The 23,936-nt window shown below is 61.1% G+C and carries 26 protein-coding genes and 1 pseudogene; 12 read left to right on the forward strand and 15 right to left on the reverse strand.

Annotated features, from left to right (window positions below):
• Window positions 1-24: 24 nt before the first annotated feature.
• The 9 genes from FHU29_RS06495 to FHU29_RS06535 all read right to left on the reverse strand — a co-directional run bounded on the left by FHU29_RS06495 (window position 25) and on the right by FHU29_RS06535 (window position 6,300).
• Entirely contained in the window at window positions 25-462 is a 438-nt protein-coding gene (locus FHU29_RS06495) for a PPOX class F420-dependent oxidoreductase (RefSeq protein ID WP_064442091.1), read from the reverse strand.
• Window positions 462-842 carry an MmcQ/YjbR family DNA-binding protein gene (locus tag FHU29_RS06500; RefSeq protein ID WP_198156558.1) on the reverse strand — a complete coding sequence of 127 codons (381 nt, stop codon included), beginning with the start codon at window positions 840-842 and terminating at the stop codon, window positions 462-464. The genes FHU29_RS06495 and FHU29_RS06500 overlap by 1 nt, the downstream gene beginning before the upstream one ends.
• A 58-nt stretch (window positions 843-900) precedes the next feature.
• The gene (locus tag FHU29_RS06505) at window positions 901-1,914 is read right to left on the reverse strand and encodes a LacI family DNA-binding transcriptional regulator (RefSeq protein ID WP_064442090.1); all 1,014 of its coding nucleotides are present in this window, start codon (window positions 1,912-1,914) and stop codon (window positions 901-903) included.
• The gene (locus FHU29_RS06510; RefSeq protein ID WP_064442089.1) at window positions 1,911-2,960 is read right to left on the reverse strand and encodes a Gfo/Idh/MocA family oxidoreductase; all 1,050 of its coding nucleotides are present in this window, start codon (window positions 2,958-2,960) and stop codon (window positions 1,911-1,913) included. Before FHU29_RS06510 ends, FHU29_RS06505 begins: the two co-directional genes overlap by 4 nt.
• A gap of 18 nt (window positions 2,961-2,978) precedes the next feature.
• Window positions 2,979-3,770 carry a TIM barrel protein gene (locus tag FHU29_RS06515; RefSeq protein WP_064442088.1) on the reverse strand — a complete coding sequence of 264 codons (792 nt, stop codon included), beginning with the start codon at window positions 3,768-3,770 and terminating at the stop codon, window positions 2,979-2,981.
• Between the two features lie 105 nt (window positions 3,771-3,875).
• Window positions 3,876-4,337 (reverse strand): hypothetical protein, encoded by a 462-nt coding sequence (locus FHU29_RS06520; RefSeq protein ID WP_064442087.1) that lies wholly within the window; start codon window positions 4,335-4,337, stop codon window positions 3,876-3,878.
• A gap of 28 nt (window positions 4,338-4,365) precedes the next feature.
• Window positions 4,366-4,983 (reverse strand): energy-coupling factor transporter transmembrane component T family protein, encoded by a 618-nt coding sequence (locus FHU29_RS06525; RefSeq protein ID WP_064442086.1) that lies wholly within the window; start codon window positions 4,981-4,983, stop codon window positions 4,366-4,368.
• Window positions 4,980-5,672 carry an energy-coupling factor ABC transporter ATP-binding protein gene (locus FHU29_RS06530; protein ID WP_064442085.1) on the reverse strand — a complete coding sequence of 231 codons (693 nt, stop codon included), beginning with the start codon at window positions 5,670-5,672 and terminating at the stop codon, window positions 4,980-4,982. The genes FHU29_RS06525 and FHU29_RS06530 overlap by 4 nt, the downstream gene beginning before the upstream one ends.
• Window positions 5,659-6,300, reverse strand: a complete 642-nt coding sequence (locus FHU29_RS06535) for a biotin transporter BioY (protein WP_064442084.1) — start codon at window positions 6,298-6,300, stop codon at window positions 5,659-5,661. The genes FHU29_RS06530 and FHU29_RS06535 overlap by 14 nt, the downstream gene beginning before the upstream one ends.
• 75 nt (window positions 6,301-6,375) lie before the next feature.
• Between FHU29_RS06535 and FHU29_RS06540 the strand changes: the two genes are divergently transcribed.
• The 4 genes from FHU29_RS06540 to FHU29_RS06555 all read left to right on the forward strand — a co-directional run bounded on the left by FHU29_RS06540 (window position 6,376) and on the right by FHU29_RS06555 (window position 9,867).
• Window positions 6,376-6,861, forward strand: a complete 486-nt coding sequence (locus FHU29_RS06540) for a TetR family transcriptional regulator (RefSeq protein ID WP_074390924.1) — start codon at window positions 6,376-6,378, stop codon at window positions 6,859-6,861.
• A complete protein-coding gene (locus FHU29_RS06545; RefSeq protein WP_341478963.1) occupies window positions 6,858-7,700 on the forward strand; it encodes a DUF222 domain-containing protein in 843 nt (280 codons plus the stop codon). Before FHU29_RS06540 ends, FHU29_RS06545 begins: the two co-directional genes overlap by 4 nt.
• A 129-nt stretch (window positions 7,701-7,829) precedes the next feature.
• Entirely contained in the window at window positions 7,830-9,062 is a 1,233-nt protein-coding gene (locus tag FHU29_RS06550; protein ID WP_064442702.1) for an IS256 family transposase, read from the forward strand.
• Window positions 9,063-9,168: 106 nt separating this feature from the next.
• The gene (locus FHU29_RS06555) at window positions 9,169-9,867 is read left to right on the forward strand and encodes an HNH endonuclease signature motif containing protein (protein ID WP_260152108.1); all 699 of its coding nucleotides are present in this window, start codon (window positions 9,169-9,171) and stop codon (window positions 9,865-9,867) included.
• A gap of 76 nt (window positions 9,868-9,943) precedes the next feature.
• Here FHU29_RS06555 and FHU29_RS06560 read toward each other — a convergent pair whose 3' ends face one another.
• Window positions 9,944-10,744 carry an SDR family oxidoreductase gene (locus FHU29_RS06560; protein ID WP_221194685.1) on the reverse strand — a complete coding sequence of 267 codons (801 nt, stop codon included), beginning with the start codon at window positions 10,742-10,744 and terminating at the stop codon, window positions 9,944-9,946.
• Window positions 10,745-11,053: 309 nt separating this feature from the next.
• Here FHU29_RS06560 and FHU29_RS06565 point away from each other — a divergent pair, with 309 nt between their 5' ends.
• On the forward strand, window positions 11,054-11,254 hold the full coding sequence (locus FHU29_RS06565) for a hypothetical protein (RefSeq protein ID WP_064442072.1): 201 nt from the start codon (window positions 11,054-11,056) through the stop codon (window positions 11,252-11,254).
• A gap of 37 nt (window positions 11,255-11,291) precedes the next feature.
• Here FHU29_RS06565 and FHU29_RS06570 read toward each other — a convergent pair whose 3' ends face one another.
• Window positions 11,292-12,338 carry a ferredoxin--NADP reductase gene (locus FHU29_RS06570; RefSeq protein WP_064442071.1) on the reverse strand — a complete coding sequence of 349 codons (1,047 nt, stop codon included), beginning with the start codon at window positions 12,336-12,338 and terminating at the stop codon, window positions 11,292-11,294.
• A gap of 268 nt (window positions 12,339-12,606) precedes the next feature.
• Here FHU29_RS06570 and FHU29_RS06575 point away from each other — a divergent pair, with 268 nt between their 5' ends.
• The 7 genes and pseudogenes from FHU29_RS06575 (at window position 12,607) to FHU29_RS06605 (ending at window position 20,545) form a co-directional block, all read left to right on the forward strand.
• Window positions 12,607-13,434: an alpha/beta hydrolase gene (locus FHU29_RS06575; RefSeq protein ID WP_279347090.1), complete on the forward strand. Its 828-nt coding sequence runs from the start codon at window positions 12,607-12,609 to the stop codon at window positions 13,432-13,434.
• Window positions 13,435-13,436: 2 nt separating this feature from the next.
• Complete coding sequence (locus FHU29_RS06580; RefSeq protein WP_064442069.1) at window positions 13,437-14,306, forward strand: SDR family NAD(P)-dependent oxidoreductase; 870 nt, start codon at window positions 13,437-13,439, stop codon at window positions 14,304-14,306.
• A gap of 1 nt (window position 14,307) precedes the next feature.
• A complete protein-coding gene (locus FHU29_RS06585) occupies window positions 14,308-15,228 on the forward strand; it encodes a hypothetical protein (protein WP_064442068.1) in 921 nt (306 codons plus the stop codon).
• Window positions 15,225-16,711, forward strand: a pseudogene (locus FHU29_RS06590) (flavin-containing monooxygenase). Before FHU29_RS06585 ends, FHU29_RS06590 begins: the two are co-directional and overlap by 4 nt.
• Window positions 16,712-16,754: 43 nt before the next feature.
• Window positions 16,755-17,516, forward strand: coding sequence for a MerR family transcriptional regulator (locus tag FHU29_RS06595; RefSeq protein WP_064442067.1), 762 nt, complete (start codon window positions 16,755-16,757; stop codon window positions 17,514-17,516).
• 51 nt (window positions 17,517-17,567) lie between these two features.
• Window positions 17,568-18,470 carry a 1-acyl-sn-glycerol-3-phosphate acyltransferase gene (locus tag FHU29_RS06600; RefSeq protein WP_157095347.1) on the forward strand — a complete coding sequence of 301 codons (903 nt, stop codon included), beginning with the start codon at window positions 17,568-17,570 and terminating at the stop codon, window positions 18,468-18,470.
• Entirely contained in the window at window positions 18,467-20,545 is a 2,079-nt protein-coding gene (locus FHU29_RS06605) for an AMP-binding protein (RefSeq protein WP_064442066.1), read from the forward strand. The genes FHU29_RS06600 and FHU29_RS06605 overlap by 4 nt, the downstream gene beginning before the upstream one ends.
• Window positions 20,546-20,568: 23 nt before the next feature.
• On the opposite strand, the gene FHU29_RS06610 is transcribed toward FHU29_RS06605, so the two are convergent.
• Genes FHU29_RS06610 through FHU29_RS06625 form a run of 4 tightly spaced genes read right to left on the reverse strand, consistent with a single transcriptional unit; the run spans window position 20,569 to window position 23,867 of the window.
• Window positions 20,569-21,483 (reverse strand): amino acid ABC transporter permease, encoded by a 915-nt coding sequence (locus tag FHU29_RS06610; RefSeq protein WP_064442065.1) that lies wholly within the window; start codon window positions 21,481-21,483, stop codon window positions 20,569-20,571.
• Window positions 21,480-22,130, reverse strand: a complete 651-nt coding sequence (locus tag FHU29_RS06615) for an amino acid ABC transporter permease (RefSeq protein ID WP_013807205.1) — start codon at window positions 22,128-22,130, stop codon at window positions 21,480-21,482. The genes FHU29_RS06610 and FHU29_RS06615 overlap by 4 nt, the downstream gene beginning before the upstream one ends.
• A gap of 46 nt (window positions 22,131-22,176) precedes the next feature.
• A complete protein-coding gene (locus FHU29_RS06620; RefSeq protein WP_064442064.1) occupies window positions 22,177-23,079 on the reverse strand; it encodes a glutamate ABC transporter substrate-binding protein in 903 nt (300 codons plus the stop codon).
• Window positions 23,080-23,117: 38 nt separating this feature from the next.
• Window positions 23,118-23,867 (reverse strand): amino acid ABC transporter ATP-binding protein, encoded by a 750-nt coding sequence (locus FHU29_RS06625; protein WP_013807203.1) that lies wholly within the window; start codon window positions 23,865-23,867, stop codon window positions 23,118-23,120.
• Window positions 23,868-23,936 lie beyond the last annotated feature (69 nt).

A 23,936-nucleotide genomic window follows, 5' to 3' on the forward strand; every position in this document is an offset into this window, starting at 1 on the left:
CCGGGTCACGGACAAGTATGACGACTATGCCAGGCCTGTCTCACGCGGCGGCTCGTGAACCGTACGGCGCGCGTCGTACCAGCTGTCACCCGCCGGTTTGCCGTCGAGGTTCCAGCTCCACGAGACGGTAGGTGTGATGCGTATGAAAGTGCCTGGTCCAACGACGCCGACGCGTTCAAACGGTTGCTCGGCACGGCCATAGACCCTGATTGAGCGCGCGATGAATGGGTCGAACGAGACAAGATCGTCTATCACCAGTGCGACCTTGTGGTGGCTGCCAGCGACGTTGCGGAACTTGCGTGTTCCCAGAACTTCCGCACCGATTCCGCCTACCCAGAAATACGTTCCATCGAATTCGAAGGCTACCGGGACAACATCGGGCTGCCCGTCGCCGGAAACGGTCGCGAAACGGGCCACCGGCTGCGAGCGCATATATTCGACTTCTTGCTCAGTAAATGTCATCAGATGGGGTTTCCCTTGGACTCGGTGCGACCGCTGAGATACCGCGGTTGCGGATGCTGTTCCTGCAGGGCATCCGGCGCGGAGAGGCGCCACGCTTCGTATAGGAGTTCACAAAGTTCGTCTGCTTCGATCCGTTCCAGATAGACAACCACCCAGCCGAATCCACCAGCCGTGAACTGGACTTCGAACACGTCGGGTCGCTCCGCGACTAGCGCCGCCTGCTCGATCAAAGTTTGTTTGAGGCCAACAGTCTGCGTGCGAGGCCAGTAGTATCCGAATCGTTTGCCGTGCACGCTAAACGACGTATAGTCGCGGCCCTGAGCTCGCTCGACACCCGCAAGGGTGTCGAGCATCCGGAAGAACAGATCACTTTCAACCACGGTTCTCACGCCTTAGTTCCACACCACAAGTCTGACTGATTCCGGGTTGTCATGGCCGTCATATTCGGACTTGGGCCGGGCCTGTTGTGCCCCGTACGACAAGGTGGGGTTCGAAGACGATCTCCCGGTCAATGATGTCAGGAGCACCCTCAATACGGCCAATCGCACGCTCAACGGCAATTCGGGCGAGTTCGCCCGCATCCTGCCCGACAGTCGTCAGGTCCACGTGCGACATACTCGCGAGGCGACTGTCGTCGTAGCCGACCACCGAAATATCGCTTGGCACAGAAATCCCTTCGCGCAGAAACACATCAAGCACACCAACGGCGCACCGATCGTTGAAGGCAATAACTGCGGTCGGCCGTGGACTCAGCGAAAGAATCAGGCGCGCCACCCGCGCGCCCTGCTCCTCATCGGCGCCTCCGGCCAGGACGATGGCACCCTGCGCTAGTCCACTGCGTCGCATCGCTGTCATGAACCCGCGGCGTCTGTCCGCAGCTCCTGGAGCTTTGCCGCCATCAATTTGCGCGATGCGCTGATGTCCCAACGCGGTGAGGTGGTTGACAGCCTGGTGCACACCAATGTCGTCGGCAGAACGAACGACGTCAACGGTCTCCGCGGCTTTGCCCCGGAGGCGACGAGCAACTGAAACGACCGGGAGTTGCTGGCCGAGCTCGATAAGACGATCGGGTGATTGCTGCGGTCCGAGGAGTATCAGTCCGTCACAGCGGTGTGCAAGGAGGGATTGCACCGCCCGGTCCTCGCCGCGGGCAGGAGTGACGGCGCTTAGTGCTACTTCGTACCCTGCTTGTTCAGCAGCGGCATAGATACCTTCGACCAGGTCGCTGTGAAACGCTTGCTGCAGGCCAAATTGAACCCCAATAAGCCTGGTGTGACGCTGCCGGAGCATCCGTGCTCGGGCGTCTGGCTGGTAGCCAACTTCCCGGGCCGCCTCCAGGACTCGCGCCCGTGTCTGTTCGCTCGCGCCTTTGGCTCCACGCATGACGATCGAAGCGAGCGCCGTTGACACGCCTGCCCGCTTTGCCACCGTGACTAGCGTGGGTCGCTTCACAACAACAGGGTAGAACCAGGGTTCTCAGCCGATAACAGTGGGCGTACGGGTGCACCCGTTTCCACTGATTTGATCGCGGCGAGTGCAATGGCAAGCGCTGCCCGTGCGTCCGATCCTGTGACGTCCGGTGCGCGGCGTTCACGCACGCATCGCGTGAAGTGCACAAGCTCATCGATGTATGCGTCACGAAACAGATCCTGGTCATACCGTACGGTTTCGGCCGATGCGCCGTCTGAGGTGTACGTGGTGGAGTGGGCGCTCAGGAGGTCACCCATCGTCACGAGGCCGGCTGAGGCAAAGACTTCAGCGCGGACGTCATAGCCATAGACTGCCTGAAAACTCGCGTCGGCGGTGGCGACGGCCCCGTTGTCGTAGCGGATCAGGACGACAGCGGTATCAAGCAGGCCCTGCGCCTTGAAGTCAGGCCGTATCACCGCGTCCGCAGTCGCGTACACCTCTATCGCTTGTGCTCCAGGGTTGAGCCAGTTGAGCGTGTCGAAATCGTGGATGAGTGTCTCCATGAAGATCGTCCACTGCGGGATTCGGGATGGATCAGCGAGCTTAGGGTCGCGCGTGTTCGACCGTAGGAGCTGCGGTGTGCCCAACCGACCGCTGGCGATCTTTTCCTGTCCCGCGCGGAAACCGCGGTCAAATCGGCGATTGAAGCCAACCTGGAGCGGCACGTTCGCCGCTTCTGCCGCCGCGATTGCCTTGTCGGCTTCCTCGAGCGTCATCGCCATGGGCTTTTCGCAGTAGATCGCCTTGTTGGCCTGGGATGCTGCGACGACGAGGGCTGCATGGGTACGCGCGGGCGTCGCGATGACTACCGCCTCGATGTCCGAATCGGCCAGCAACTCCTCGATGCTGGTGTACGCCTTGGGGCAGCCCAGTTGCTGGGCGAGGCGGTGGGCGAGGCCGGGAGCGGGATCGGCGATCGCCGCGAGACGTGCTTCCGGGATACGACGTGCGAGGGCTTCAGCGTGGAATGTGCCCATTCTCCCGGCGCCGATGAGGCCTACGGATACTGGAAAGGCAGAGGTGATCATGAGCGTCCTTATCTGGGTTCACAAGTTAGGGGATGGGGCAAAGGCTTGACGGAATCGTTCGATAGCCAGGTGGTCGTCGCCGCTCGCCCATGCCTCCATCGCTATCGAACCGTCGTAGCCCACATCGGCGAGGACTTGCGCGATAGCTGGATAGTTGATTTCACCCGTTCCGGGCTCACAGCGGCCAGGAACATCAGCCACCTGGACCTCGGCGACTAGGCCAGCGCCGACAGCGCGGCGCGTTAGTTCGATGAGGTTTCCTTCACCGATCTGTGCGTGGTACAAGTCCAGGTTCATCCGCAGTCCTGGGCTGTTTACGGCCTCCACGAGCGCGAGGGTGTCTGCAGCTCTGCCGAAGGGTACGCCTGGGTGATCCACCGCTGCGTTGAGGTTTTCCAGCATGAATGTGACGCCCGCCTGTTGGCCGAGCTCAGCAATTCTAGACAGGGTCTGGAACGCGGTCAGCCACATTGGGCCAGTAGTTGCGTGCGAAGGATGCACCGGGAGTCCCTGCGCATCAAGACCAGTGCCGTGGAGATTCAGCCGGGGGCAGTTCAGCTTCTCGGCAGTCTTAGTGGCCTGCTGCGCTGTGCGCAGTAGCTCGTCGGCGCCCTCTGCATCGGTGAGAGTGCCGCGCAGATAGCCAGTCATTGAAGAGAATCGCGCGCCACTGCGCGCGAGGGCGTCGACGTCGTGTTTGCTCAAATCCCAAATCACAGCAGCGAACCCCGCGTCGTCGAGCGCGCGAACACGCTCTATCAGTGGACGGTCGAGGAATACCATCTCCGCGCACACTGCCAGTTGTGTCATGGGCGATGCCTTTCGAGATGTAGAACGTTCTAGTAAACTGAATACTAGAACGTTCTAGTAGGAAAGGCAATAGGCCAACGGCGGCCCGGCACCTCACGTGGCCTGTTACATCCCGTAGGACCTCCGCAGAAGCCTGATCGCGCGCGCGTTGCCTGCCAGTAGCAGGAGCAGGGGAAGCGCGAACAGTGCGGCGCTCGGCAGCGACAACTTCGGCGTCCAGCGCGTGTCGTCCGCGAATGTCGGCTCAGTGAGTGCATCGGCATAGCCAACGTAGATCAGCAACGCAGCGAACCCGCACGAAACAAGAAGGACAAAGATCGCCGCCGCGGACGCGCCGCGACTGAAACGCGGCAGCAGCGAAGCAGTGATGAGACCGCCGATCATGATGGGCACAGTGACGACAGCACCGAAGAAGAGCAGAAAGAACCAGTTGAAGACGGCGTCAGCCAGCCATGACGTTCTTCCCACTTCGTTGAACAGGAACGTGAACGGAATCAGCGCCACAGTGAAACCTAAAGGTGCCGCGGTCATTCCAATCGTCCACCGACGCGCCGACTTCATATCCATCGGTCGATCTTCGCAGACGAGTGGCGGGTCAGACGTCTCCGAGACCGCGCGCCGCCAGTGCTTCCCCGGTCGCGCGAGCGTGCGCGACCGAGCGGACAGCCATAGGGACGAGTAGGGCGCGGGGACTTCGCTCTAGGCCCCGCGCGCGGGCCGCCTCACGCGCTTCATACGCGACCGAAAGCAGAGCCGGTACTGCGCGCAGCATGAGTCCGATTGCCAGGCCGACCCTGTCCGGGTTGACTCCGAAGTGGCGCAGTGGGTGTAGTGCACGCGTCACGGCGTCGAGTATCGCATCCGAGGAGGTTGTCGCTGTCACAACCGTCGCGAGGACCACGATGGCAAGCATGCGGGACGTCACCTGTACCCCGTGGACGAGGTCTGCCTGCCACGAGTGGAAGCCAAGAAGGATGGCCGCGACAACAAGTAGCGGCCGCAACGCCCGCATGAAGGTGAAGACGTTGGTGCGTGACCAGATGACACATCCGGACGCTGCACCTAGGGCCGCAACTGCAAGTTCCGGGCTGCGAATAGCGAATGCTGTCGCACCGAAGCCGCACAGCGCAACGAGCTTGACCCCGGCAGGCAAGCGATGAAGCACTGTCGTGCCGGGCTGGTAGAGGCCGAGCAGATTGGGCTGCCCGGTCATGCCACAACTGCCTGGTAGTAATCAGTGGCAGCCCGCGCTGGTCCGTCAAAAACGATAGTCCCGCTGTCGATCACAAGGGCTCGGTCACAGCGCGACGCGAGTTCTAGGTCGTGGGTGACGATCACGAGCTGCTGAGGGAGTGAGAAAAGATAGTCGCCTATGCGGCGCGTGTTTCGCAAGTCAAGGAGTGTTGTCGGTTCATCGGCGATGAGGACGTTGGGCTCGGCGGCAAGTGCTGCCGTAAGTGCCAGTAGCTGTCGCTGGCCGCCCGATAGTGAATGCACGCTGACGTCTGCGAGGTGATCCAGGCCGAAACGCGCGAGCCAGGCATGCGCCTCCATGCGCCGCTCGTTCTTGCTGAGTTTCCTCCGGCGCAACGAGAGCGCCACGTCCTCTGCTGCGGTTGGCATCACAAGCTGCGCGGCAGGGTCACTGAAGAGAAAACCGACGCGTCGCCGAACCGCAGCACTGTGCTTGCGAGTGTTGAGGCCATCGATAAGGACTGATCCCGATGACGGCTGAGTGAGGCCATTCAGTAAACGGGCGAACGTGGACTTTCCCGAACCGTTCGGACCAATCAGCGCGATGCGCTGTTCGGTTAGTGAGGCTGTGACTGGACCGAGGATTGCTTTCGCGCGATGGGGTTCGGGAAGCGCAACCGTCACACCATCTAGTTCAATGCGTGCCATCAGGCTGCCGCGAGGATTCAGGGCTGACCGCGTGGTTTGTTGCAAAGCGCCGGGGGAGTAGGTCGGGAAAGGCACGATGTACGGCAGTGGCGACTATCGCCATGGCGATGTTCTTAATGACGTCGCCTGGCCAGAAGGCCACATCGAGTGCGAGTGCCTGGGCGAGGGAGACATCCAGCTGGATCGACAGTCCGATAATCCCGAAGGTGTGGATGAAAGCGAAACTGCTGGTAATCCCTGCTAGAAAGACAAGCGGGGTCTGCCATCTCAAGTGTGTCCGCAGCAGCTGTTCCACGAGGAAACCGCACAGCGCCGCAGCAAAGGGGAAGGCCAGCAGGTATCCGGCTGTTGGGCCCGCGAGGACGCCCAGCCCGCCCGCTCCTCCTGAGAAGATCGGGAGGCCAGCGAACCCCACGAGCAAGTACAAGCACACTGCCAGGAAACCGCGACGTGCGCCAAGTACAGCTCCCGCGAGTAGGACCCCAAACGTTTGCAGCGTAATCGGCACGCCACTTGCGGTTAATTTGAGCGCGGGAAGAATCGCGCAGACGGCGATGAGAGCGGCAAAAAGGGCCACTAACGCCAGGTCAGCGGTTGTGTCGCGGGACCTTGTCAGTTGTTTTTCCATCGAAGAATTCCCTTTCTGCCATACCTGAACAGTGTTCACCTGAATGGTGTTCAGGTTAGCCGATATGCTGGGCGTGTGGCTAACTCACTCGACGACGTCATCGATGGCGCGCTTCGTGTGCTCGACGCACGAGGGATGGAGTTCTTCTCCATGAGGCGCGTCGCAGCCGAACTCGACGTCCAGCCGAGCGCGCTTTATCACCATGTAGAGAACAAGCAGACACTGCTGACTCTCATGGCAGCGAGAATCGTCGGCCCGGTAACTATCGACGAGGACCTCGTTGCGGTATCGCATCGACTACGGGACGCCATGCTGGGCATCCGGGATGGGGCCGAAGTGGTCGCGACGGCGACGGCATTCCGGCTTGGAACATCCGAACTTGAAGCCGAGCTAGCGAAGTACTCCTCGCCTGACATCGCTCGCACGCTGTTGATTTATGTCATCGGGCACACCCAGGCCACCCAGTTGCACAGTCAGGCAAGCACACTCGGACTGATACCCCACGATCCCGACCTCGACGAGTCGTTTGTCCGCGGCCTCGCGATCATCTTGGACAGGTGACGCCTCCGCCCTGGTGTCTGTTTTTGTCAGGGGTGGTTGTTAGCGTCGTTCGTATGTTCGATTTGCTGGTGGGGGCGCTGGATGGTGTTGGGGTGCAGGATTTCGGGGAGCTTGATGATGCGGGGGTGATCGCGGTGGCGGCGGTGTGGCATCGGCTGGAGTCGGTGGTCGCGGAGCGGAAGTACGCGGCTGCCGCGGAGCTGTTCCGCCGGTACCGGGCGCGGGAGGATAAGCGGGACGGGTGGGTGCTGGATGCGTATGAGCAGGCCGAAGCGGAGATCGGTGCCGCGCTGGGGATCAGCCGCCGCGCGGCCGGGGATGTGGTGAATTTCGGGGACGCGCTCGCAGCGCGGCTGCCGCGGTTCCGGGAAGCGGTCGCGGCGGGACTGGTGTCGGTGTATCAGGCCCGTCAGGTCGAGGTCGCGACCCGGAATGTGACCGAGACCGCGATCGGGGCGGTCGAGGAGCAGATCCTGGCGCGGGTGCTGGCCCGTGGCGGTACCGCGACCGGGCGGCGGCTGCGTGATCTCGCGGACCGGGTGATCACCGCGGTGGATCCGGACGGGATCCGGGTGCGGCGGCAGCGCGCGCAGGACGAACGGTATGTCGAGGTCTCCGCCGCGGAGGACGGGATGGTGCATGTGCTGGCCAGTCTGCGCGCAGACGAGGGACGGTTCCTCGACGCGCGGGTCACGGAAATGGCGAAAGAGGTCTGCGCGCAGGACCCGCGCCCGTTCCCGGTGCGCCGAGCAGACGCGCTGACCGCGCTGGTCCATGGTGAGTCCCGCCTGGTGTGCCGGTGCGGCAGCTCCGACGGGCGTGTCATGACAAGTGTGTAAGTCCTGGGTGGGTCAAGATCGGCTGGTGTGAGGACCGGTCAGGAAGGACACCTTGTGGCAGAGAAGATATCGGCTGGTGAGAAGGTGGTGCCCCCGGTGCTGGCGGGCGATGGGGGTGCCGCGCGGCTGCTGGCGCAGGTTTTGCCGGAGGAGAAGATTGATTCTCTTATTCAGGAGGCGAAATCTTCCGGGACGCCGCTTGATGGTGTGGATGGCCTGCTGAATCACATGACCAGGGCGGTGCTGGAGCGGGTTCTGGATGTGGAAATGACTGAGCATCTTGGTTACGAGACTGGTGACCCGGCCGGGCGCGGCACGGGTAATTCCCGGAATGGGAAAAACACGAAAACTGTTTCCACACATAATGGGCCCGTTGAGATTTCGGTGCCGCGTGACCGTCAGGGCAGTTTCGAGCCGAGGATCGTGCCGAAACGCAAGCGGCGGACGGGCAGCATCGAGGAGATGATCCTGTCGCTGTACTCGCGCGGTATGACCACCCGTGATATCGAGGCGCACCTGAAGGAGGTGTACGGTGTCTCCGCATCCCGGGAGCTGATCTCGAAGGTCACCGACGTGGTCGAGGACGAGATCCGGCAGTGGCAGTCCCGCCCGCTCGATGAGGTGTACCCGATCCTGTACGTCGACGGGATCCGCATCAAAGTCCGCGACAACGGCATCGTGTCCACCAAGGTGGCGTACCTGGCCATCGGTGTGGACACCGATGGGTTCAAGCATGCCCTGGGCTGCTGGATCGCGGATAGCGAGGCGGCGCGCTTCTGGCAGAAAGTCGTCACCGATCTGCGCAACCGCGGCGTGCGTGACATCCTCATCGCCTGCTGCGACGGCCTGACCGGGCTGCCCGACGCGATCCGCTCGGTGTTCCCCGATACCACGGTTCAGACATGTGTCGTGCATGTCCTGCGCAATGCGATACGGTTCGTCTCTCACGATGACCGCAAGAGGGTCGCCGCAGCGATGCGGCGGATCTACACCGCCCCGAACCTCGAGGGCGCCGAGCTCGCGCTGAAAGAATTCCGGAAACAATTCGGTGATAAATACCCAGGCGCCGTGGATGTGTGGGAACTGGCGTGGGAGGAATTCATTCCATTCCTCGACTATCCAGCCGAGCTGAGAAAAGTCGTGTACACGACAAATATGATCGAATCGATCAATTTCCAGCTCCGGAAAATAACGAAGAACCGGGGGCATTTCCCGGACAATGATGCCGCGATGAAGCTGTTCTACCTGGGATTACGAAACATCTCTAGCTGGCGTGGCGGCACGTCCGGCACTGCGACACCCGGCTGGAAAATCGCCCTCAACACACTGGCGAGAACCTTCCCGGGAAGACTGAAATTCTGATAGCGTAAAAACGGACGTAAGTCATCTAGAACTTACACAGAAATCGTGACAGGCCCGCTCCGACTGCACCCAGCGCGGTGAGCTGCCTGCCCGCCGGAAACCGGTCGTGCATGTCATCCTCACCGACACCGCACTGACCGGGCAGGACCACACCACCCCGGCGTATCTCGACGGGTACGGCATCATCGACAGCGCCCTCGCCCGCGAGATCGCCGCCCACGCGGTCATCCGCCCCCTGACCCCCAGCCAGACCCACCCCGCAGTCCCGGCTGATCCGCCTGTACTGAGCGATCCGGTCCCGTCGGAGCCGGCCTGCCCGGGCGACGCGGCGCTGACGTACCGGCCCAGCCGGCAGATTGCCGATCAAGCCCGGGCCGAGCACGGCACCTGCCAGTGGCCGCACTGTGACCGGGCGGCATGGGAATGCGACCTCGACCATCACGATCCGTTCAACCACGCCGCCCCGGAGGCCGGGGGCCGCACGGTCACGGCGAATCTGGGCCCGTTATGCCGCGGCCATCACCGGATCAAAACCTTCTGCGGCTGGACCTTCACCCCGGGCAGCCACAACACCATGGTGCTGCACGCACCCAGCGGACTGACCTACACCCTCTACAAGTCCGGGCCCGTCGAACTACTCACCGGCACCCCACCCGCGTTCCCCGCCCCGCACACAGCACCCGCACAACTAGCGCGAAAAACCCGCACCCGCACCCAACACCGCACCGCCCGTGTCCGCACCGAACGCGGCATCAACCACGCCACCCGCTGCCAGAACACCACCGGCACCGAACCACCCTTCTAACACCCAGCACACCCCACAACCCGGCCGGAAACACCCCACCCGCCGGGCACACACCCACACCCAAAAAACCGACTTATCATCTCGAGCGTCGGAATCCGCCCTCGGAATTGATCACTTGGCCGACAACCCAGCGTCCTTCGTCAGAGACCAGCCAAGCGATCAACCGTGCCGGGTCATCGGGCGTACCCACTGTGCCCCGGGGGAACGCGGCGTGTACTTCCGTTACCAGCGATACGTCCCGATCGGTTGTCGCTGCCGTGAGGTAACCGGTATCGACCGGGCCGGGATTGACGGTGTTGAGAATGATGCCGCGTTCAATCAGGTCTGATGCGACCGTCTGGGTCATTCCCGCCAGCACCGATTTCGCCGATCCGTACGCAATCTCGTCACGCATGGGCCCGAGATGCTGACCCGAGGTCATCCAGACGACGCGCCCTCTGTCAGCTATCTCGCTTCGGTCGGCGCGGTACTGCCGCGCGAACGCTTGTGTCAGCAGGAGTACGGAGCGGGCGTCCACGGCCCAGTGCCCGTCGAGCATGTCGGCATCAATGTCGAAGAGGCTCCCGTCACTGCCGCTCCGTGCATGGTTGGCTACCAGGATATCGATGTGCCCGAATTCGCGAACAGCCTCATCCATCACCTGTTGTGGCGCATCGGGATTAGCGAAGTCGACACTGCGGTCCACTACCCGCGGAGCACCGGGGAGGTCGCCTAGCAGGGCGCCCAGGTCGTCAGCACCCCACGGCTGTGCTGCGTCGTGTGGAACCCAGTGTGTGAGGTATAGCCTGGCCCCGAGCGCAGCGAGGCGTCGCGCAACGGCATAGCCGATTCCCTGACGACGGCTGACACCCGTGATCAGCGCGACGCGCCCGGACAAGCCATGACTGTTTATCACGGTCTCATTCCACTGCGGGCGGCGGAGATCCGCAACCGAATAATGCCAGCGCTCATTATGCTGGCTGCTCGGTCAACACCCGCTTTCGATAGCTGAGGGAATCGCTCGAAATCTAAACTATTCTTTCGCATTAGTGCGGTCTTTGATATTTCAATAGTTGGGGCTGATTGTTGAAAATGGAACCGTTAGCCTGGTTCTCGCTTCGAAATCAGAAATCTAGCATTCCAAACGTGACTAATTAGCGCTAAAATAGCTTCGTTATCTTGAACCCAGCCAGCCTCGGAGGCCACGATGGCTCTCAAACAACGAATTGGTCAATTCATGATAGTCGGCGCCCTCGCTGCGGGCGTCACGACTGGGGCGCCCGCTGTTGCGAGCGCCGCTCCGGAAATGTGGCCGCATCCGCATTTCTGCGTCTATCCAGGCGGTTTCGGGACTCAGTGGGAAGTCTCGTTCTTCCACGTCACCTTGTTCACGACACCCTGCATCTGAGTCCCGATTTGCCCGGGCCCTGCGACACCGCGGGTAACTAATTGAATTCGATTTCAACGTCGTCGGTCAGCGGAACTGATTGACAGGCGAGGCGTACACCTTGCTCCAATTCGTAACTGTCGAGCGTGTCATTGGCAAGAAGCTTCACCTCGCCACTAATGAGGGTGAATGCACAGGCGCCGCAGGAACCTTCACGGCATGCGTAGGGGGCGTCAATCTCTTGGCTCAATAGCAGATCAAGTAATCGGGACTCACGGGGCCATTTAAGCTCGTGCCTGTCACCGGCGATGTCAACAGTGGCGCGGACCGTGCACAGATCCTTTTCTTTAGGTTGCGGCTCACGCGCCCCGTCGGCATGACTGAATGGGTTCGAAGTCAGGGACTGAAACTTCTCGCGGTGGATGCGGCCCGCGGCCATGTTGCTTATTTCGAGTGCTGCTGCGGCAACGTCCATGAACGGTTCGGGCCCGCACAGGTAGGCGTCATGCCGACCGTTGACAGGGATGCTTGTGAGCCTCGCTGCGAGGGAATCGGGATTGGGCAGTCCGGACTCACAGTCCCACGAGTAGTGCACCGTGAATCGAGAGGGGTATCTGTGTTCGAGTTCTTCAAGCTGCGAAGCGAAGATCGTCGACTCGTGATCTCGGTTTGCATAGACGAGAGCGAGCGAGTTGCGGTGGTCGTGTAGTGCCGTTTTGATGATGGACATGATAGGGGTGATGCCACTTCCCGCCGCAAACAGAAGGAAATCCCGATCCCAGTCCTGCGGCGTGAATGATCCGCTGGGTGCTAGGCAGTCGAGTGCCAATCCAGGCATAGCGTTGTCGCACAACCAATTAGAAGCATATCCGCCTGGCACGCGCTTCACTGTTACAGCTGGTCGGGCGTCTGTGGCGGGTGAACTGCACAGCGAGTAGCAGCGACCGACCGATCCAGCGCCGCTGTCTGGAACGCGAAATGTAAGGAACTGTCCGGGCTGGTACGCGAGCGGCGCACCAGACGCCGGTGGTTCGAACACGAGGGTGACTGCATCGGGCGTTTCGCGCACCACTTCGTCGATGGTGAGCTGATTTAGGGGCGGCATCCTCGTGGCTCCTTCTAGAACTTACCGACACGACTTCTTACCTCTGTTCATTGTGCCATTGACAACTGGCACAATCATGAATGATGCTATGTGCATGGTAGATCAGTCAACGTCGACGAGATCCCCGCTTCGCGCTGTGCCCCGGCAGGCATCATGGCGTTCGCGGGCAGCGGCAACTGGAACACGTTGTGTGCTGCGCAATTTGACAAATGTTGTTCCGCTCAACAGGCCCGGCGTGTGGTTCGCACGACAGCTAGTGTCCGTTTCGATGGGGGTTCTCGGGCCGCCTCTGCGTGGTACGCGCGTCGAACAGGTCAGGTCCGGCGCAGTCCGGGGGGAGTGGGTACGAGGGCCAGGTGTCACACAGTCCGATCGGGCGATCTTCTACATCCACGGCAGTGGTTATGTGGTGTGCTCAGCCCGTACGCACCGGGGACTCGCATCGAGGCTCTCGCAGGCATCTGGTGCGCCTGTTTTCACTGTCGACTACCGGCTGGCGCCAGAACATTCGTTCCCTGCCGCCGCGCAGGACATCGAGACGGCCTATCGGTGGCTCCTTGGGCAGGGCTACGTGAGCGACCAGATAGTGGTCGCAGGGGACTCGGCCGGCGGTCACTTGGCGGTTGACTTGTTCATAGAAAACGCGCGAACCCAAACACCCCAGCCTTCCGCGGCGGTGCTGTTCTCACCGCTCATCGATCTCTCGCTTTCTCTTGCTGAAGCCAAGGAACGAACTCGCAGAGATCCGATGATCAGCGCCGAAAATGCACGCAAGCTGGTATCCCTCTACACGGGCAGGCACCCCGCGGATCATCCACGAATAAAGCTCGGTCTCGCTGCCGGAACCGCGCTGCCGCCACTGCTGGTGCAAGCAGGCGGGGAAGAGATGCTCAGCGCCGATGCCGAATACCTACGTGCCCTTGTCACCCAGACCGGGGGCAGTTGCGAACTGGAGATCTGGCCCGGTCAGATGCACGTTTTCCAGGCGCTGCCACGCCTTATTCCGGAGGCTCGGCCAGCTCTGCGCCGCGCGGGGCATTTCATAACCAGAGCCTGGTCGTCCAGCGACCTGTCCCTTAATGAGCAGGCAGGCTAATCATGAACCAGCACAGGACAAAGCCTTCGTACGGCGCACGCGCCGTAGTCACAGGTGCGGGCAGCGGCATCGGACGGAGCATCGCCGTTGAACTTGCCCGTAGAGGCGGCGACGTGATTTGCGCGGACGTCGACCGTGACCGGGCAGATAAGGCCGCGCAGGAAATCAACGCGAAATACCCTGGCAAAGCCCACTCGTACTTCTGTGACGTCTCGGTTCGCGGAGACGTTGAGAATCTCGCCGCGCACGCCGAAACCGTTTTCCGCGGTCCAGCCACGCTGGTCGTCAACAATGCGGGTGTCGGAATCGGTGGCAAACCGGTCGGCGAGATCGGCTTCACCGACTGGGAGTGGGCCTTAGGCATAAACCTTTGGGGAGTCGTCTACGGCTGCGAACTGTTCATGCCGCAGCTGCGGCGGACGCAACCAGCCGGAATCATCAACGTGGCGTCCGCTGCGGGATTCGCAGCAGCGCCACTGATGGCTCCCTACAACGTCTCCAAAGCAGCGGTGGTATCGCTCTCGGAGACGATTGCCGCCGAACTCAACGGAACGGGAATCACCGTTTCGGTTCTATGCCCGACATTCGTCAAGACCAACGTCGCCCGCGACGGACGGATCACCGCTCAGTCCTTCAGGCTCGCTGACTTCCTCATGAAATGGACAGGACACTCACCCGCACGAGTCGCGCGCATGACACTCGACGCCCACGACAAAGGCCGTTTATACATCCTGCCCCAACTCGATGCACATGCCCTCTGGCATCTCAAGCGCCACCTGCCCCGGCAGTACACCTGGGCGCTCGGGCTGATGAACAGAACCCTTCCGCGCGAGCAAGCGCAACCACCCGTACGTGAAACGACAGGAGCCTGACATGTCCTTCGACTTCGATCAGATGCTAACCAAGATCAAGGCACGCCAATGGTCACTCGCCGACATCGACTGGGATGCTCCCGGCGTGGAGACAATAAGTCCCGACCTGCATGCACGGCTCAAACCATTCATGGCCGACCTCGTGTGGATCGAAAATGTTGGTGCACGAGGGTTTGCCGCAATGGCGAAGAAAGCACCAACTGACACTCTGAAAGAGATCTACCGGTACTTCCACGCCGAGGAGCAGCGCCACGCTAACGCGGAGCTTGCACTGATGCGCCGCTGGGGCATGCTGGACGGCGACGGAGTCCCCGAACCCAACATCAATGTCAAGCTGGTGATCGACTGGCTCGACAAATACTCCGACAGCATGTCCCTCTCTTTCCTCGGCACCGTGATCCCGATGCTGGAAGTCGCGCTCGATGGTGCGCTGGTGAAGTTCATCGTTGACGAGATCAAAGATCCCGTTTGTCAGGACGTATTCCGGAAGATCAATGCTGACGAATCCCGGCATCTCGCCGTGGACTTTGGCGTGATGGACCTTCTCGGACACGCGACGGCACGGAAGATGGCCATAGACCTCGTCGGTGGCTGGCTCAAACCGTCGCTCATCGTCGGTGCGCTCAGTTACGTGCCTTTGCTGAACAAAATGCGTGACAACGTCGTCGCGATGGGAGTGGACGAGGAGAGGCTTTACGCCGCACTCAAGAGATTCAAGGCTGCCGGGGACCGCAGCGCGTACTCGCGACGGCTACCGATGTACCAGATCATCAAGGTGCATGCGGCAATGGTGATCGACCGTAACCACCCGTACCACCTGTTTGCGGACACAATGGTAAAGCTCACTGCTCGCTACCCGAGGCGACTCCTCCGGCCCCAGCCTGCGTGGTCGAAGGAACTGACGTACGAGGCCGCCGCATGAGCGCCCCGGCGCCACTCGACGTGGCGATAGTAGGTGCTGGTTTGCCGGACTCGGTGCAGCGATTCGGCTGCGGCATAAGGGTATCCACAACTTCATGATTCTCGAGCGGGGCACTGCGGTGGGTGGCACGTGGCGTGACAACACCTACCCTGGCGCCGCCTGCGATATCCCGTCACAGCTCTACTCCTACAGCTTCGCGCCAAACCCGGACTGGTCGCACACCTACTCAGGCAGCGACGAAATCCTCACCTACATCGAACACATGGTGCGTGAGTATGACCTGCAACCTTCAATCCGATTCCGCCACAACGTCACTTCACTCGACTTCGATGAGACCACCGGCCTGTGGACCGTCGCTGTAGAAGGCCAGCCAGCCCTGCACGCCCGCGCCATAGTGGTTGCGTCGGGCCCGTTGTCCAACTGCAGTTTCCCTAACATTCCCGGCATTGAAACCTATGAAGGCCACAAGGTTCATAGTGCGCGGTGGGATCATGACTACGATTTCGCAGGCAAGAAAGTTGCTGTCGTCGGTACCGGCGCCAGTGCCGTTCAGATCATTCCTGAACTGGTTAAGAACGCGGAATCGGTGAAGGTTTTCCAGCGCACGCCTGGCTGGGTGCTCCCACGCATAAACCGGCGAACCAGTGGTGCAACGAAGGCGCTGTACCGCCAGCTGCCCGCCGCACAGTCAGCCGCACGGCAAGCCTGGTTCTGGGGGCACGAGACCGTTGCGCTTGGTGTTGTCTGGAAGACCCCACTTACCCGCGCGGTTGAGCTTGTCGGTCAGGCTCACTTGCGGGCGCAGGTCAAAGACCCCTGGCTCAGACGTCAACTAACGCCGGATTTTCGCGCGGGATGCAAGCGGCTGCTGATGACCAGCGACTACTATCCAGCGTTGCAGCGCACCAACTGCAAGCTGGTGACCTGGCCTATAGTGCGTATCTCACCGAAGGGAATTCGCACAGCAGAAGGCATCGAGCACCAATTCGACTGCATCGTCTTCGCGACCGGATTCGATGTGTCGAAAACTGGGACACCCATTCCCATCAGAGGCCGCGGTGGGAGAGTGCTTGCGGACGAGTGGAGCCGCGGCGCGTATGCCCACAAGAGCGTCGCTGTGTCTGGATATCCCAACCTGTTCTTCACATTCGGCCCCAACTCGGGGCCAGGCCACAACTCAGCGCTGGTCTACATGGAGGCACAGATCGACTACATCACCGAAGCGATCAAAATCATCGTTGAGCGTGATCTCACGATGCTCGATGTTCGCAGAGATCGACAAGACACATACAACGCCCGGCTGCAGCGGCGCCTGCGCCGAACCACATGGAATTCTGGCTGCTCCAGTTGGTATCTCACGGAAGACAAATTCAACGCAACCATGTTCCCGGGTTTCGCCACTGAGTTCGCCCACCAGCTACGCGCCGTCGATATGGCTGACTTCGACGCAGTGGTTCAGCCACGCCTGGTAGAAAGAAGGTAAATCACCACTTTCAAGCGACCGTGCGCGGGAGGACCAGCTTCGGATGGCGGAGTACAAGATCGATGACCTTGCACAGGCCGCCAACACCACCACCCGCAATATTCGTGCCTATCGGGAACGCGGCCTGTTGCACGAACCCCAGCGTCGTGGCCGGATAAACTTCTACGATGAGTCACACCTGGAGCGGCTGAAGCTCATTGACACGCTGCTCCAGCGCGGTTTCACCAGCGCGCACATCATCGATTTCATTGAGGGGTGGGAGAGCGGCAAGAGTCTCGCTGAAATTCTGGGACTGCCCAGCGCCGTCACCACGACGTGGTCCCGCGACGAGACACTCGAGCTGCCTCTGGAAGGAATCGAAGCATTCCTCGGAGCGCGCGATCGAGAACTCTTGGACAAACTCATCGAGATGGGCATGGTCTCGATTAGCAACGACAACGCCGTATTCGCGGAAACGCAACTGGTCGAAGCGTTCCTCGAACTGCGCGATTTCGGCTTCGAACTGCGCCCTCTGATAGACGTCATGGGTGCCGTGACCGAGCACGTCGACCAGATCGCTCAAATCATGATCAGGGCAGGAATGGACCTGATCGAAAATCAGCAGCGCGGAAGTGGCGCACCAGAACGCACAGAGGACGTGGGCCGCACTATCGACGCCATCACGCGGCTTGAGAATGTGGCGGTGAAGTCAGTTCACATCCTGCTGGCTCGAGCCGTCGATCACAACCTCAAGCAGGGACTGGACCAGTACTTCGACGGTGCTGCTTCGTCGAACTCTCGCCCTCCTGCCCAGCCCTCGCCCTAGACTTGGGCGCACCGGCACCCGGGACCTGCACTGACCGAATCGAGGAGCGCGATGGCTTTCGGCGAGAGCGTAGCTGGGCAGATGCTCGGTACCGTGCGGGCTCTGGCGCAGGGGGCTACAGGAACGTTCACCCGGCCCCTTTCGGGATTGATGCCGCGGTTCCGGCCCGGTGATCTAGAAGCCCGCGATCCGGATTCGATCCGCGAACTTCTCCCCGGGCTGTGGTTGCTGATGAGCCTTTGGTTCCGCCCCGACGTGCGGGGTTTACACCATATACCTGGCAAGGGCCCAGCGCTGATCGTCGGCAACCACACCGGCGGCCTGCAGTCACCCGAAGTGTTCATCTCCCAGCTCGCTATTTCCTCGTACCTCGGTACGCAACGGCCGTTCTATCAACTCGCCCACAGATTGGTGCTGAACTCACCGTTCGCTTGGATTCTTCGCCGGTTCGGCACAGTTGAGGCGGATCCCGCCAATGCTGACCTAGCCCTCTCTGAAGGAGCTGTGCTGCAAGTCTTCCCGGGCGGTGACTATGAGGTGTTCAGACCGAGCTGGGAATCAGCGAAAGTGGACTTCGGCGGCCGGAAAGGCTTCCTGCGTCTCGCCTACAAACACGACGTTCCTATTGTTCCGCAGGTGACGATTGGTGGCCAAGAGACCGCTCTGTTTCTTTCCCGGGGGGAGTGGCTCGCTCGATTGCTGCGCGTTGACCGGGTTTTCCGGCTCAAAACCATCCCCATCATGGTGTCGGTTCCCTACGGGCTCACGCCGCCGTTCGCGCCATTTGTGCCATTGCCGTCAAAAATCGTCATTCAGTATCTGGAACCTATTGATCTTCGCGCCGAGTATGGCGAGGCCCCAGACTGGGACGAGGTCTATGAAGATGTTCTGGCGCGCATGCAGGACGTGCTGACGGCCCTGCAGATCGAGCGGAAGTTACCGGTGATCGGATGAAGTTCGAGCAAAGAATCGAAGTCGATGCGCCACCCGAAGTGGTGTGGGAAGCCTGCGCGGACCCTGCGCAGCTCGCACGCTTCGTAGGCGCCGCAATGACCGTGACGCCCGCAGAAGAAGGACAGAAGCCAGCACTTGACGGGCGTTACCGGATTCATCTGAAGCTGGGCGCCGCACTGGTAGGCGGCGACATCATTATCGTCGACTTCACGCCCGCCCGCGAATTCGCCTGGAACGCGTTCACCGGCGTCGATCATCGTCTGCGCCTGCGCTTCCGGCCTCTCAGCAATGGCCGCACAGCGCTGACGCTGCGCTTCGCCTATGACGCTCCCGGTGTGCTGGGTACTGTCGCGGATCTCGCCGCCTATCCCAAGGTGCACTCGATGTTCACCAATGCGCTTGAGGCAGCGAAGCTCGAGGCCGAGCACAAGACAGCACCACAGCCAGCGCCACCCTCGTTGCCCCGCCGCGCCATTCGGGAACTTACGTATGCCGGTGTACTGGCGCGCAGAGGGATTGTGCGGCCGATGAGGCCAGATACGCTAGTCCGGCTCGCGTGGGCAGCGCGGACGTGGGGGCTGAGCCTAGGGACAGCGGTCGCGGCGGGGGCGATCCGCAGCGGCGGCGCGCCCCTCATCATCGATGAGTTCGGCACCCAAACCTATGCTGAGGCGGACGAGCGCAGCAACGCGATCGCAAGCGGTCTCGCGCTGCACGGTGTCACTGAAAGCGACACGGTCGGCGTTCTTGCGCGCAATCACCGAGGTTTCCTTGAGGCCGCGACGGCAGTGGCGAAAGTCGGCGCTGACGTTTTGTTGCTGAACACTGAGTTTTCGGGACCCCAATTGCAGGAGGTGACGACGCGGGAGGCCGTGTGCGCCGTTATCTACGACACGGAATTCCACGCGCTGATGGGGGACAGTCCCGCACACATGCTGCGGGTGCTCAGCGACGCCGAACCTGATGGTGATGCGCCCAGCCTCGCATCGTTCGCCGCCGAATATCATGGACGTCGTCCGCCGGTCCCTAATCGGTCAGGGAAGCTCACGATCCTGACCTCCGGGACAACGGGAACTCCCAAAGGCGCTACCCGCGGTGCTGTCGCAGCTGGTGGCACTCTCACCCTGGAGGCGCCGGCAGCGCTCCTAGGCCGTATCCCGCTTCGCGCGGGGATGCGAATCGGTCTGGCTGCGCCGGCCTTCCACGCGTGGGGTCTCGCGAACCTGGTGATGGCGCTGGGGCTGGGCGCATCTGTCGTGATGCGGCGCAGGTTCAGCGCCGAGGAGTGGCTCGCGGAGATCGACCGCTCGAAATGCGAAGCGTTCATCGCGATCCCGGTGATGCTGCAGCGCATCCTCGATCTCCCGAAGGACGTTCGCGACAAATATGACACGTCGTCCCTCGAAGTGGTGGCGGTCTCGGGTTCCGCGCTGGCGGGTGACCTCGCTACTCGGTGGATGGATTCCTTCGGCGACAACCTGTACAACCTCTACGGTTCCACTGAGGTTGCCAACGCCACAATCGCCACCCCGCAGGATTTGCGCGCGGCGCCGAGTACCGCTGGGCGGCCGACCCGCGGCACGACTGTGCGGCTCTTCGACCAATCCGGCAAGGAAGTGCGGCAAGGCGAGACAGGTCGCATCTACGTCGGCAACGCACACCTTTTCGAGGGCTACACGGGTGGCGGTGACAAGGAACGTATCGGTGGCCTCATGGCGACAGGTGATCTCGGACGATTCGACGAGGCGGGCCGTCTGTTCGTAGTAGGCCGTGACGACGAAATGATCGTTTCCGGCGGGGAGAACGTGTATCCGCGAGAAGTCGAAGACGTCATCGCCAGCCACACGTCCGTCGCCGAAGCCGCGTGTGTTGGTGTCGATGACGACAAATTCGGTCAGCGCTTGCGGGCGTTCGTCGTCCTCCGGGATGGCGAGACACTCTCTGCCGACGAAGTGAAAGATTTGGTGCGCGCACAACTTGCGCGCTACAAGGTGCCTCGTGACATCGAGTTTCTCGACGCCCTACCGCGCAACGCTGCCGGGAAGATCGTCAAGCGCGAACTTCTCGATACCTGAGCCTGGCGGCGTCGGACCGCCGTCTACCCACTCGTCCGCGCTGCGAGTGTCCGCTCCACGTACTCGGCGAACTTCGTCAGCGCGTAGTTGACCGCAATGAATATAGCGGCGACCACGACATACACCTGAATGGGATTCGCGAGATTCTCGATGACCAGGCGGCTCATCTTCAGCAGTTCGATGTAACCGCCAAGCACAGCGATCAGCGAGGTGTCTTTCAGAACGACGACGAGTTGGCTGATCAGGGCCGGCAGCATCACCCGGAAAGCCTGAGGCAGCAGGATCATCCGAAGACTCTGCCACCGCGTCAAGCCAAGCGCGAGTGCGGCTTCGTTCTGGCCCTTGGGCAGCGACACGACACCGCTTCGCACGATCTCCGCGATGATGACCGAGTTGTAGGCGGTGAGGCCGATAACCAGCACCCACAAAAGGTCCCCGCCTGGCAGTACGGAGAGGTCGAAACGCAGCACGTTGTCGCCAGGGATCGACACACCGACCCGGAATTCGTCCGCCAATCGCGAAACCAGATAGATAGCGAGAATGACCGGTAATCCGCGAAACAGCTCGATAAACGCAACAATCGGTGTCCGCGTGATCCTGCCCGCGGATATGCGTGCCACACCGATAGCTACACCGATGATCAGGGAGAGCGCGATCGCGAGTACCGCGGCAATCAGCGTTCGCAAAAAGCCATCACCGAGCCGTGCCCACACGTGAGCGAAGTACTCGTTGGTGGGGTCGATCAGCGGTCCCCACTTCGAATACGAAAACTGTCCCGACCGCACCAACTGGAGGATCGCGACACCGATGACTGCGAGCACCGCGACGGCAGCGATGACACTGAACATCAAAGTGCGACGGCGCGCGCGGGGCCCGGGCGCGTCGAACAGCACGGTGGCGCCGTGTTCAGGAGGCTTCAGAGTCGTGAGGGCTTTCATCGTGCGATCGCCACCTTCCGCTCAATAACCTGCAGAGCCAGTCCGGAAGGAATGGTGATGCAGAGGTATCCGACTGCGACACCGATGAAAACGGGCAGCGGTGCGTAGCCTTGTGCGCTCGACAGGTCCATCCCGGTGCTCCAGAGGTCGCCTCCGACGCCGAACGCGCCGAGCACCGCGGAGTTCTTGAACATCGCGATGATGACGCTGCCCAGCGGCGGCACCACTGTCCGCATCGCCTGAGGCAGTACCACGAGCGTCAGCGACTGGCCGAAACCGAGGCCGATGGAGCGCGCAGCTTCAGCTTGACCGGCGGACACTGAATTGATGCCCGAGCGGACGGCCTCACAGACGAATGCTGAGGTGTAGATGATCAGCGCCGCCAGACCGAACGCGTAATAGGACGTGTTGATGCCCAGTTCTGGGAGACCGAACGCGAAAAAGAACAGCACCAGCGTCAGTGGAGTGTTTCGGACCACCGTTACATAGGCCGAACCGACCCACTTGAGGATAGGGATTGGTGATACCCGGAACGTCGCGATGATCACGCCAAGGATAAGTGACCCGATGAGGCCCCAGAGGCAGATCATCACCGACGTCAGGAACCCAGATAAGTACAGGTCGAAATTGTCGATTACCACGCCCATCGAATTGTCCCTCCGATAGCTGGGCCCGAATGGTTGCGCAGAGCGGTCAGGTACATGGATCGAACTCCGGGAGTTCCGGCGTCTGGGCACCTTCTACGGAGCCCGCCGTGTCGAGCCATGCCTCCGTGTAGGCACCCGAGTCGTAAGCGAGCTGAACCTGTTCGTTGATGAACTCGCAAAACGCAACATCGCCTTTGGTTATGCCAATGCCGTAGGGCTCTTCTGTGAACTGCTCACCCGCCATCTTGAACTCACCGTCGGATTTCGCGACGAAGCCCAGAAGGATGACGTTGTCTGTAGTCACCGAGTCAACCTGCCCGGTGCGAAGCGCGTCCGCGCACTTGGAGTAGACGTCGAAAAGCACGAGTTGGCTCAAATTGGCGAGGTACGGCTGAATCTCCTGGCTGGGCGTTGACCCAGTGACCGAACACACCGTTGCATCAGGGTGTTCGGTGAATGATTCTGGACCGGTGATTCGCTCGTCGTCAGCGTTTACCATCAACTGCTGACCGGCGATGTAGTAGGGGCCCGCGAAACTGATCCGTTCACGGCGGCGATCGTTGATGGTGTAGGTGGACACCACCATATCCACATTGTCGTATTCGAGAATTTCTTCCCGCCGTTGAGAGGGCGCTTCGTAGTAGTCGATATCGCTCGGTTCGAATCCGAGCCCGGCGGCAACGAATTGTGCGATTTCGACGTCGAAACCGGTAAATCCGCCCTCTAGCCGCATAAGCCCAAAACCGGGCTGGTCGAATTTGATGCCGACGCGAAACCTCCCGTCTTCGACGATTCGCGCCATGGTGGTGCCTTCGTCAAACACGGGATTGTCGACAACCTCGACACGGGATTCGACGTCCGCGCCCCCCACGCTGCCGCAGGCGCTGAGCGTCATCATCAGCGCTGCGCCGACAACGGCTGACCTGCTGGCAATTATTCGGCGATGCATAGAATTGCCCCAACTTCCCTTTGATAGCCGTGGAGCGGCTAATGGGCGAGGATCTTAGACAGGAAGTCCTGCGCGCGGCTGCTCTGCGGATTCGTGAAGAATTCTTCCGGGGTGTTCTGTTCAACGATCTCACCGTCAGCCATGAAGACCACGCGGTCTGCTGCGCGCCGGGCGAACCCCATCTCGTGAGTGACGACGACCATCGTCATGCCCGACTTCGCCAGCGAGGTCATCACGTCCAGTACTTCGTTGATCATTTCGGGGTCAAGCGCCGAGGTTGGTTCGTCGAAGAGCATGACCTTGGGGTCCATGGCGAGCGATCGAGCGATCGCGACCCGTTGCTGCTGTCCGCCGGACATCTGTGCGGGCATCTTCTTTTCCTGCACCTCCACACCGACACGTGTGAGCAGTTCACGCGCACGCTCGACGGCTTTCGCTTTTGGTACTTTCCGGACTTTGATCGGGCCCAGTGTGACGTTGTCGAGCACAGTCATGTGGGAGAACAAATTGAAGGACTGGAAAACCATGCCCACGTCCGAGCGCAACCGGGCTAGATCTTTTCCCTCTTCGGGAAGCTCTTTTCCGTCAATTGAAATCGTTCCAGATCCGATAGTTTCGAGCCGGTTGATCGCTCGGCACAATGTGGATTTGCCCGAACCTGATGGTCCGATTACCACCACCACTTCACCGCGGTGAATTGTCAGGTTGATATCGCGTAGTACGTGAAGGTCGCCGAAGTGCTTGTTGACATCCTTCAGGACCACGAGTGGTTCGCCGACGTCGGTCATGAGATGACTCTAGGCACTTGTTTCCTTGGGGGCGCAGCGAATCGGGAAATCACCGGGTCGACATCGCCG

Source organism: Hoyosella altamirensis, from assembly GCF_014191505.1.
GTDB classification, from domain to species: domain Bacteria; phylum Actinomycetota; class Actinomycetes; order Mycobacteriales; family Mycobacteriaceae; genus Hoyosella; species Hoyosella altamirensis.

Bases quoted from the DNA above. Each gene is read 5' to 3' on its own strand.
- FHU29_RS06495 (WP_064442091.1), bottom strand. From the start codon at position 462: ATGACATTTACTGAGCAAGAAGTCGAATATATGCGCTCGCAGCCGGTG.
- FHU29_RS06510 (WP_064442089.1), bottom strand. From the start codon at position 2,960: ATGATCACCTCTGCCTTTCCAGTATCCGTAGGCCTCATCGGCGCCGGG.
- FHU29_RS06515 (WP_064442088.1), bottom strand. From the start codon at position 3,770: ATGACACAACTGGCAGTGTGCGCGGAGATGGTATTCCTCGACCGTCCA.
- FHU29_RS06520 (WP_064442087.1), bottom strand. From the start codon at position 4,337: ATGGATATGAAGTCGGCGCGTCGGTGGACGATTGGAATGACCGCGGCA.
- FHU29_RS06525 (WP_064442086.1), bottom strand. From the start codon at position 4,983: ATGACCGGGCAGCCCAATCTGCTCGGCCTCTACCAGCCCGGCACGACA.
- FHU29_RS06530 (WP_064442085.1), bottom strand. From the start codon at position 5,672: ATGGCACGCATTGAACTAGATGGTGTGACGGTTGCGCTTCCCGAACCC.
- FHU29_RS06535 (WP_064442084.1), bottom strand. From the start codon at position 6,300: ATGGAAAAACAACTGACAAGGTCCCGCGACACAACCGCTGACCTGGCG.
- FHU29_RS06565 (WP_064442072.1), top strand. From the start codon at position 11,054: ATGGCTCTCAAACAACGAATTGGTCAATTCATGATAGTCGGCGCCCTC.
- FHU29_RS06570 (WP_064442071.1), bottom strand. From the start codon at position 12,338: ATGCCGCCCCTAAATCAGCTCACCATCGACGAAGTGGTGCGCGAAACG.
- FHU29_RS06575 (WP_279347090.1), top strand. From the start codon at position 12,607: ATGGGGGTTCTCGGGCCGCCTCTGCGTGGTACGCGCGTCGAACAGGTC.
- FHU29_RS06580 (WP_064442069.1), top strand. From the start codon at position 13,437: ATGAACCAGCACAGGACAAAGCCTTCGTACGGCGCACGCGCCGTAGTC.
- FHU29_RS06585 (WP_064442068.1), top strand. From the start codon at position 14,308: ATGTCCTTCGACTTCGATCAGATGCTAACCAAGATCAAGGCACGCCAA.
- FHU29_RS06595 (WP_064442067.1), top strand. From the start codon at position 16,755: ATGGCGGAGTACAAGATCGATGACCTTGCACAGGCCGCCAACACCACC.
- FHU29_RS06600 (WP_157095347.1), top strand. From the start codon at position 17,568: ATGGCTTTCGGCGAGAGCGTAGCTGGGCAGATGCTCGGTACCGTGCGG.
- FHU29_RS06605 (WP_064442066.1), top strand. From the start codon at position 18,467: ATGAAGTTCGAGCAAAGAATCGAAGTCGATGCGCCACCCGAAGTGGTG.
- FHU29_RS06610 (WP_064442065.1), bottom strand. From the start codon at position 21,483: ATGAAAGCCCTCACGACTCTGAAGCCTCCTGAACACGGCGCCACCGTG.
- FHU29_RS06615 (WP_013807205.1), bottom strand. From the start codon at position 22,130: ATGGGCGTGGTAATCGACAATTTCGACCTGTACTTATCTGGGTTCCTG.
- FHU29_RS06620 (WP_064442064.1), bottom strand. From the start codon at position 23,079: ATGCATCGCCGAATAATTGCCAGCAGGTCAGCCGTTGTCGGCGCAGCG.
- FHU29_RS06625 (WP_013807203.1), bottom strand. From the start codon at position 23,867: ATGACCGACGTCGGCGAACCACTCGTGGTCCTGAAGGATGTCAACAAG.